Below are 9,159 nucleotides of genomic sequence, written 5' to 3' on the forward strand. Positions count from 1 at the left end.
CTTTATTGGGAGCGCGGAGAAAAGGACGGAGAGCGATGAGAAAGAAAATGGAAAGGACTGGGGAACAACCATTGACAGAGGGATTAACCCAGGTACAGGCACAGAAACGTCTAGAAGAATTCGGTGAAAATGTGCTGACGGGAGGCAAGAAAATTAAGGCATCCCATATTTTTGCCGCCCAATTCAAGGACGTCATGGTGATGATTTTGCTGGTGAGTACTATCTTATCCGTGTTGATGGGGGAAGTGACTGAAGCCATTACCATCATCGTGATTGTGCTTCTCAATGCACTTTTAGGCTTTTTTCAGGAGTTTCGCACCGAAAAAACATTGGATAAGCTAAAAAATATGGCGGCACCTCAGGCCACAGTGATACGGGATGGGATTCCAGTTATCATTCCCGCATCCCAAATTGTCAGGGATGATGTGATCCTTCTAAAAGCAGGGGATCGGGTTCCCGCCGATGGAATATTATTGGATGCCAATTCACTCTTTAGTGATGAATCTCTGCTCAGCGGGGAATCGGTAGAGGTGGAAAAGCTTCCCTCCACAGATTTGACCCAACCGCCCCAGCTGCATCGGAGTGATATGGTTTATATGGGTACGGTAATCACAAAGGGCCGTGGCCGCGCCTTGGTGGTATCCACCGGAATGCAAAGCGAGATGGGGCATATTGCCGGCATGCTCAGTGAAATTGAGCCAGAGCCTACCCCTTTACAGAAAAAATTGGGGGTGCTGGGAAAATATATCGCCATTGGTTGTCTTGTCATCTGCACCGTCGTAGCGATTACCGGTATCTTACGGGGAGAACCAATTTTTGATATGATCGTCACCGGAATTTCTTTAGCGGTTGCTGCAGTTCCGGAGGGTCTGCCTGCGATTGTGACCATTGCCTTAGCGCTTTCCGTCTCCCGTATGCTCAAACGAAATGCCCTAGTGCGCAAGCTCCACGCTGTGGAGACATTGGGGTGTGCCGATGTTATCTGTTCGGATAAAACCGGAACCCTGACGGAAAACAAGATGACGGCTACCCATATCTACACCATGGAGGGAATGGTCGAGGTTACAGGCAGCGGATATGAGAAGGGTGGAGAATTTCTACTGGGAGGAAAGAGAATCAGTATCAATGCGATAGCAGATGCCAGAATACTGCTTGATATTGCCGTCTGCTGTAATAACGCTGCCATTTATACCGATGATCCTAGAGAACCCCGCAATAGGACCTTTAATCCCTCCCGTGACGTTTGGCAAACGGCGGGGGAGGCTACTGAAACAGCCCTGCTTGTCATGGCGGCCAAAGCAGGTGTTTATAGGGAGGATAGCGAAAGAGAATACCGAAGAACTGATGAAATTCCTTTTGACTCCATCCGCAAATGTATGTCTGTCATAACGGAAAAAAACAACGGAGATATTTTTCTTATGTGTAAAGGGGCCCCTGATGTTGTGCTGGAAAAGTGCGGATTTCTATCAATCCATGGCCAGGTTAGACCTATGACTTCTGCCATGAAACAGGAAATTCTCCGTCAAAATGAGGAGATGGGGAAGCAGGCTCTTCGGGTTCTTGGCTTTGCCTACAAAAAATGCAAGGCCGCTGACCGGTCAGAGTCAAATCTTGTTTTTTGTGGCCTGGTGGGAATGATTGATCCTCCCAGGCAGGAGGCCTATGACGCGGTACTTCGTTGCCGTCAGGCCGGCATACGGCCGGTGATGATTACGGGAGACCATGTCATCACCGCTTCCGCCATTGCCCGGAAGCTTAAAATCCTGACCGGGGATGGTATTGCCATGACCGGTGCGGAGATCGACGCCATGGATGACAAAACTTTTGAGCAGATGGTGGATAGGATCAGCGTTTTTGCAAGGGTTACACCGGGGCATAAGCTTCGGATTGTACGAGCACTGAAGAAAAATGGTCACGTAGTCGCAATGACTGGGGATGGGGTTAACGATGCCCCTGCGATTAAGGAAGCAGATATCGGTGTCTCTATGGGCTTAGGTGGTACCGATGTAACCAAGGAAGCTTCCTCTATCATCTTAATGGATGACAATTTTGCAACTTTGGTGGCGGCGGTAGAGCAGGGCAGGATTATTTATGATAACATCCGCAAATTCATTCGTTATCTGCTCTCCAGCAATATCGGCGAGGTTCTCACCATGTTTGTGGGGATGCTCATGGGAATGCCGGTGGTATTATTGCCCATTCAGATACTGCTGATTAACTTGGTAACCGATGGTTTGCCCGCCATTGCCTTGGGGTTGGAGGGCGCTCAGGAAGACGTGATGCGTCGAAAACCACGTAGTTCCAAAGACGGTATCTTTTCTGGAGGACTTTTGGGACTTATTCTTTTCCGTGGATGTCTGATCGCCCTGGCCACCCTGGGATGTTTTGTAACCTTTATCAATATGACTGGAAATTTGGCCATTGCAAGAACGGGAGCTTTTCTGACCTTGGTGTTGGCGCAGCTCATCCATGTTTTTGAGTGCAAAAGTGAGAAAAAGAGCCTGTTTAGAATCAATATCTTTGACAACTGGAAGCTGATAGCAGCGGTTTGCATCTCCGTTTCTGTGGTCATATTTTCTGTTTATCATCCATGGGGACAGTTTATTTTCCAAACAATCCCATTAACGTGGATGCAAATAGCGGTTGTGCTTGTTTTTTGTGTAGCCGGTCCACTTATTTCCAGCATCGTCTATAGCTTTAGCTTTCGTAAAAAAGATGAGGTGACAGTGCCTGTGGAGGTACCAAGATAAAGAAATAAGAAAACCGGCTTTTCGCCGGTTTTCTTATTTCTTATCTATTTAGAATTTTTTCTAAATAGCTATTGACTTTTCATATTGAAATGCTATTATCTATTTAGAAAAAATTCTAAATACTGATGGGAGGGGGTCATCATTGAGTTTTGGAGATACATTTAAAGCCTTGTCTGACCCAGTGCGGCGGGACATCCTGACATTGCTTTCACGGGGAGGGAAAATGTCAGCGGGGGAAATTGGCTCCCACTTTGAAATGACAGGTGCCACGATCTCCTATCATTTGTCTCGGCTCAAAAAGGCAGGACTTGTTTTGGAAAGCAAATACAAAAATTATATCTATTATGAAATTAACACGTCGATATTTGAGGAAGTCATGCTCTGGCTTGCTCAATTGAAAGGGGATATTCCTGATGAAAAAGAAGGTCGATAGGCAGTTTGTTCTTTCACTGCTTCTTTGCTTGCTGCCGTTGGTATTGGGATTGATCTTTTATAAGGAGCTGCCAGATCAGGTTGCCATCCACTTTGATTTTAACGGCGAACCGAATGGGTTTGCCTCCAAAGATTTTGCCTTATTTCTACTACCGGTTATCTTAATTTTTATTCATCTGTTTGTTTGGTTTCAATTGGCCAACGATCCCAAAAAGAAAAATTATTCCTCTGTCATGCGAGGTATTAGCCACTGGCTTGTACCGATCCTTTCTGTACTGGTACAAACAGCGATTATAACCTTTGGGTTAGGAATCACTTTCCCCATTTTCTTCTTCCTTTCTCTTGCAATGGGTATACTCTTTATGGTTATTGGCAACTACTTGCCCAAATGCAAACAGAACTATACCATGGGAATAAAACTTCCTTGGACATTGCACGATGAGGACAACTGGAATAGAACCCACCGCCTAGCCGGTTGGACATGGATGGCAGGAGGCATCTTGATGATCCTAAATGCTTTTCTAAATTGGGAGTGGATATTGTGGGGAAGTCTGGCACTGATGGTATTGATCCCGTTTATTTATTCTTATCTTCTATATAGAAAAAAGAAAGCAAACCAATTATCAGAATAAGCATTGTTTTTTCGCAAGAAAAGCGCCATGGAAATTTCCATGGCGCTTTCTATTATTAATGTTTATTTGCGGTCAGCTAATTTAATATAAGGCTTATGTTCGGCTACATTCCGATAGGCAGGACGTATAATCTTTCCAGCATTGATTAACTCTTCAATGCGATGGGCGCTCCAGCCAGCGATTCGGGCAATCGCAAAGATAGGAGTATACAGTTCCAGGGGAAGGTTGAGCATGCTGTAGACAAAGCCGCTGTAAAAGTCGATATTTGCACTGACACCCTTGTAAATTCTGCGCTCTTCAGCAATGATTTGGGGAGCAAGACGTTCCACCAGGGAATAAAGGGCGAATTCTTCGGTGAGGCCCTTCTCTTCTGACAGGCTTTTGACGAATTTCTTGAAGATGTTGGCACGGGGATCGGAGAGGGAATAGACGGCGTGCCCCATACCATAGATGAGTCCGGCCTTATCAAATGCCTCTTTATGGAGCAATGCACGCAGATAATTCCCCACTTCTTCTTCATCGTGCCAATCTTTGACTGTCTTTTTCATATCTTCAAACATCTGGACTACCTTGATATTGGCACCGCCATGCTTAGGCCCTTTCAAGGAACCGATCGCCGCCGCAATGGTGGAATAGGTATCTGTACCAGAGGAAGAAACAACATGGGTAGTAAAAGTGGAATTGTTGCCGCCGCCATGTTCCGCATGGAGCACCAAGGCCACATCCAGAATACGTGCTTCCAGCTCGGTATATTTACTGTCAGGACGTAAAACATAGAGGATGTTTTCTGCTACCGAAAGGTCAGGTTGAGGAATGTGGATGTAAAGGCTTTTTCCGTCATGATAATGGCTGTATGCTTGATAGCCATAGACCGACAATAGGGGAAATAGAGCGATTAACTGTAGACATTGCCGCATGACATTAGGAATGCTGGTGTCATTAGCTTTGGTGTCGTATGCATAGAGTGTTAGAACGCTGCGAGCCAAAGTGTTCATCATGTCGGAGCTAGGTGCTTTTAGGATAATATCCCGGACAAAACCTGTAGGCAAAGTCCGATAGTTAGAGAGAATCTTGCAGAAACCATCCAATTGATCCTTATTGGGTAGCTCCCCAAACAGAAGAAGATAGGTGGCTTCCTCAAAGCCGAAACGTTTTTCCTGGACAAAACCAGCGACAATTTCATCAATATCCACACCGCGATAGTACAGCTTACCTTCACAAGGAACCTTTTCGCCATCAACGATTTTTGTGGATTTGACTTCTGAAATTTCGGTTAGTCCGGTCAAAACACCATTACCATTGAGATCACGTAAACCCCGGTTGACCTTATACTTGGTGTAAAGCTCAGGGGGGATGTAACTGTTTTTTAAACAGAGATCCGTCAAAGCCTGTACTTCTGGAGTGATCTCTGAGAACCTGTTTCCATTAGAATTCAACATAGTCATAGCCTCTTTTCCATAAAATTTCTTATCAAATATGGGCGTCCTACATCCCCTTTGATTTCCTGTGGCTTTCAAACGAAAATACTAATTTTTGGTTTATTATAGCATAAATTTTTTAAGAAATTATGTCTGTCGTTCATTTGCTATGTAAAAGTATGGGACCATTTCCCAGTGAAAAATGCAAAATTTTTGTTTATATTTACTAAAATTCATTTCAAGAATAAGGAGAATACGCCCTTTCTTTGCCGGAGTAAAGTCAAATGAGACATATTATGTTTAACAAGCACAAAATTTTTCGAGAAGATGAAAACGCGAACGCTATGAACAATAACGGGCAAAGTAAAAAAGAAAAACAGCCACCGAGAAGGCGGCTGTTTGAAGAATAAACATAGTTTAATTCAGTTTTCGAATGATGACCGAAGTATTTGAGTAGGTGCTATTTGCATCGTTGGACACTAAGGTAATAGTCGCAGGAATTGCACTCACCTGGATCAGTGCGTTACCGGAGAGGTGTGTGCTGTTTCCCGAGGCGGCCAAGGTGGCGGTGGCAAGGGTTCCGGGAATAAGGGAACCTTCTTGATTGAGCTGGATGCTCGCATTGACCGGTGGGGTAGCACTGGCCGAGGGGGTGGCATTGGTACTGTAACTCACTTGATAGGTGCCTGTGGCTCCAAGAGTAAAGTTACTTGCGCCAGTAGAATGGGATACAGCGGAGCCTAAACTTACCTGGTTAGTATCAAGGGTCAAAGCGGCACCTGCAGCTGGAGTTTGAGGACTAACATTAGTTGCGTTTACTAAATCAGCGGGAGCACTGGTGCCAGTAGGTCCGGTAGCGCCAGTAGGTCCGGTAGCGCCAATAGGTCCGGTAACGCCGGTAGGCCCGGTGGGGCCAGTAGGCCCGGTAGCACCGGCGTTTCCTCTGGGAATGACAAAATCAAGAATATGATTGTTACCTACAACAGTATCAGTGACCGATGCAGCAGAACCGGGTTCTCCTGTTGTCGTATTACGCACTGTAATGGTGGCAGCGACACCTGAAGGCCCAGTAGGTCCGGTAGAACCAGTAGTACCAGTTACGCCGGTGGGGCCTGTAGCGCCAGTAGGACCAGTTGGTCCAGTAGGCCCGGTAGCACCAGTGGCGCCAGCTGCGCCAACTGGTCCTTGAGGCCCAATGGGCCCCTGAGGACCTTCGGCACCCGGCCAACCCTGGAGGCCGGTGGGACCCATAGGACCTTGAGGACCTCTGGAGCCTGTGACTCCTCTAGGGCCAGTTGGACCAGTCGGACCTACGGGACCTCTAGGCCCACAAGGTCCAATAGGCCCCCGAGGCCCCATTGGGCCAGTTGGCCCAACAAAGCAGCCCAATCCACTAGGACGGCAATTATTGCAATTCATGGAATCTCATCCTTTGTTTGGCAAATTTATGGGAAGATTCCCACAACCCAATATATGTAAAGGGAAAAGCTGTTGCCACAGGACATAGCTGTGGTTATTTGAAAAGAAGGGGAACATAGGGAGAAATATATATGGAAAGGAGCGAATAATGCTGAAAATGAACGCTGGCTACTTGTGGGAAATGGGGATTTGTACTATAATAAAATATACTGTGGCAGATGGATTTCTGCATGTGCCAGAAAACGTTGGGGGTTATGTATATAATGGAAAGAGTAGAGATAAAAAGCCTGTTTGAAAAAGCGGAAACATATGGACAGGAAACAATTACGGTCTGCGGATGGGTAAAAACCATGCGCAATTCCAAAGCACTGGGATTCATTGAGCTCAGTGATGGCAGCTCCTTTCAGAATCTACAGGTCGTTTTTGGAGAAGGCAGGGTTAAAAACTTTAAAGAAATTGAAAAAATTAACGTTGGCACGGCACTAATTGTTACCGGTGAAGTCATTTTGACACCGGGCGCTAAACAGCCTTTGGAAATTCACGCGGATACAATTGAAATTGAGGGGGCCTCTTCGCCAGATTATCCGTTGCAGAAAAAGCGCCATTCTCTTGAATATCTGCGGACCATTGCTCATCTGCGTCCGAGAACGAATACCTTTGCGGCGGCTTTTAGAGTGCGGTCGGTCGCAGCTTATGCCATCCATAAGTTTTTTAATGAGCGGGGTTTTGTTTATGTCCATACCCCCATTATTACCGGCAGCGACTGTGAAGGAGCCGGAGAGATGTTCCGGGTTACTACCTTAGATATGGAAAATCTTCCTCACACAGATGAGGGAGCGGTAGACTTTAAAAAGGACTTTTTTGGAAAACCTACCAGCTTGACTGTTTCCGGTCAGCTGGAAGCGGAATGCATGGCGATGGCTTTTTCCAAGGTGTATACCTTTGGCCCTACCTTCCGCGCGGAGAATTCCAATACTGCCCGGCACGCGGCGGAATTCTGGATGATCGAACCGGAAATTGCCTTTGCCGATCTGGCCGACGATATGGCACTGGCCAGTGATATGATTAAATTTGTCCTGCGTTATGTGTTAGAACAATGCCCCCAGGAGATGCAGTTTTTTAATAATTTCTACGACAAGGGGCTTTTAGAGCGGCTGGACAACATTATCACTTCGGATTTTGCCCATGTGACCTATACAGAGGCAATCGAACTGCTGGAAAAGGTCAAAGATCAATTTGAATATCCTGTTTCCTGGGGTTGCGACCTTCAGACGGAGCATGAAAGATATCTCACGGAACAGGTGTTTAAAAAGCCTGTATTTGTCACCGATTATCCCAAAGAGATCAAGGCGTTTTATATGCGGATGAACGACGACAATAAGACGGTGGCCGCGGTAGATCTGTTGGTTCCCGGGATTGGTGAGATTATTGGAGGAAGCCAGCGCGAGGAGAGACTGGACAAGCTGACAGCCCGTATGGCAGAACTGGGACTGAAAGAAGAAGATTACAATTGGTATCTAGATCTGCGTCGTTTTGGTGGAACCAAGCATGCTGGATTTGGTCTGGGCTTTGAGAGACTTATTATGTATATTACGGGCATCAGCAATATCCGCGATGTGCTGCCCTTCCCCAGAACTGTAGGTACAGCTGAATTTTGATGAAAAAACTTTTAGAAAAAACCATTGCACAGCACGGAAAAGACGGGCTGTGCATTGCTTTTTCCGGGGGCGTGGACAGTGGACTCTTGCTGGGAATCGCGGCCCAGCTGCCCATTAAAGTCCATGCTGTCACCTTTGCCACCCAGCTTCACCCTGCCGTGGATTTAGAAGCTGCCCGTGCTATGGCCCATGAATTGGGAGTAATCCATACGATCCTCCCCATCGATGAACTGATGGACGAAGGGATTTTGATGAATCCTCCTGACCGGTGCTATCGGTGCAAGCGGCTTTTGTTTTCAAAGCTGCGTGAGTACGCTGAGGAACAGGGGCTTGGTTGCGTTATGGACGGTACCAATGCAGACGATTTGACAGAATATCGGCCGGGACTCCGGGCCTTGGCGGAGCTTAAAGTGGTGAGCCCTTTGGCAGAGCTTGGACTCCATAAATCGCAGGTTCGAGAGTTGGCACAGGCCATGGGAATGTCGATAGCGCAAAAACCTTCATCCCCCTGTCTTGCGACCCGGTTGCCCTATGGAACACAGATTACACCCCAGGCCCTTGCACAAATAGAACAGGGAGAGTCTTTTCTCAAAAGGAATGGTTTTCAAGTTTGCAGGCTGAGAGCGTATGGAGATACCGTACGGATTGAGATTCTACCGGATGATTTCCACAGAATGATGGAACTGCGGGAAGATGTGGCCCAATATATCAAAGGACTGGGATTTTCCTATGTAACATTGGATCTAGAAGGCTTCCGATCTGGCAGCATGGATGTACATATTAACAAGGAGAGGTGAAATACTTTGGAGATAAAGCAGCTGCTACAGCTTGTCAAAGAGGGAAAGATGAG

Annotated in this window: 7 protein-coding genes; 5 read left to right on the plus strand and 2 right to left on the minus strand. The window is 46.6% G+C overall.

The genetic code is table 11. The features are described from left to right. Window positions 1–35 precede the first annotated feature (35 nt). The 3 genes from ACZ25G_RS07320 to ACZ25G_RS07330 all read left to right on the plus strand — a co-directional run bounded on the left by ACZ25G_RS07320 (window position 36) and on the right by ACZ25G_RS07330 (window position 3,814). Complete coding sequence (locus ACZ25G_RS07320; RefSeq protein WP_463682014.1) at window positions 36–2,750, plus strand: cation-translocating P-type ATPase; 2,715 nt, start codon at window positions 36–38, stop codon at window positions 2,748–2,750. 142 nt (window positions 2,751–2,892) lie between these two features. Continuing rightward, window positions 2,893–3,183 carry an autorepressor SdpR family transcription factor gene (locus ACZ25G_RS07325; RefSeq protein WP_191482738.1) on the plus strand — a complete coding sequence of 97 codons (291 nt, stop codon included), beginning with the start codon at window positions 2,893–2,895 and terminating at the stop codon, window positions 3,181–3,183. Further along, window positions 3,164–3,814 carry an SdpI family protein gene (locus tag ACZ25G_RS07330; RefSeq protein ID WP_463682015.1) on the plus strand — a complete coding sequence of 217 codons (651 nt, stop codon included), beginning with the start codon at window positions 3,164–3,166 and terminating at the stop codon, window positions 3,812–3,814. The genes ACZ25G_RS07325 and ACZ25G_RS07330 overlap by 20 nt, the downstream gene beginning before the upstream one ends. A 62-nt stretch (window positions 3,815–3,876) precedes the next feature. Here the strand turns inward: ACZ25G_RS07330 and ACZ25G_RS07335 are convergent, their stop codons facing one another. Both ACZ25G_RS07335 and ACZ25G_RS07340 read right to left on the minus strand, forming a co-directional pair. Next, the gene (locus ACZ25G_RS07335; RefSeq protein ID WP_191510270.1) at window positions 3,877–5,253 is read right to left on the minus strand and encodes a citrate/2-methylcitrate synthase; all 1,377 of its coding nucleotides are present in this window, start codon (window positions 5,251–5,253) and stop codon (window positions 3,877–3,879) included. Between the two features lie 396 nt (window positions 5,254–5,649). Next, the gene (locus ACZ25G_RS07340; RefSeq protein WP_463682016.1) at window positions 5,650–6,483 is read right to left on the minus strand and encodes a hypothetical protein; all 834 of its coding nucleotides are present in this window, start codon (window positions 6,481–6,483) and stop codon (window positions 5,650–5,652) included. Window positions 6,484–6,914: 431 nt separating this feature from the next. On the opposite strand from ACZ25G_RS07340, the gene asnS reads away from it, so the two are divergent. Both asnS and larE read left to right on the plus strand, forming a co-directional pair. After that, the gene (asnS, locus tag ACZ25G_RS07345; RefSeq protein WP_191483305.1) at window positions 6,915–8,309 is read left to right on the plus strand and encodes an asparagine--tRNA ligase; all 1,395 of its coding nucleotides are present in this window, start codon (window positions 6,915–6,917) and stop codon (window positions 8,307–8,309) included. Further along, a complete protein-coding gene (gene larE / locus ACZ25G_RS07350) occupies window positions 8,309–9,106 on the plus strand; it encodes an ATP-dependent sacrificial sulfur transferase LarE (RefSeq protein WP_463682017.1) in 798 nt (265 codons plus the stop codon). Before asnS ends, larE begins: the two co-directional genes overlap by 1 nt. The last annotated feature ends 53 nt before the right edge of the window (window positions 9,107–9,159 follow it).

This window comes from Zongyangia sp. (genome assembly GCF_965361945.1).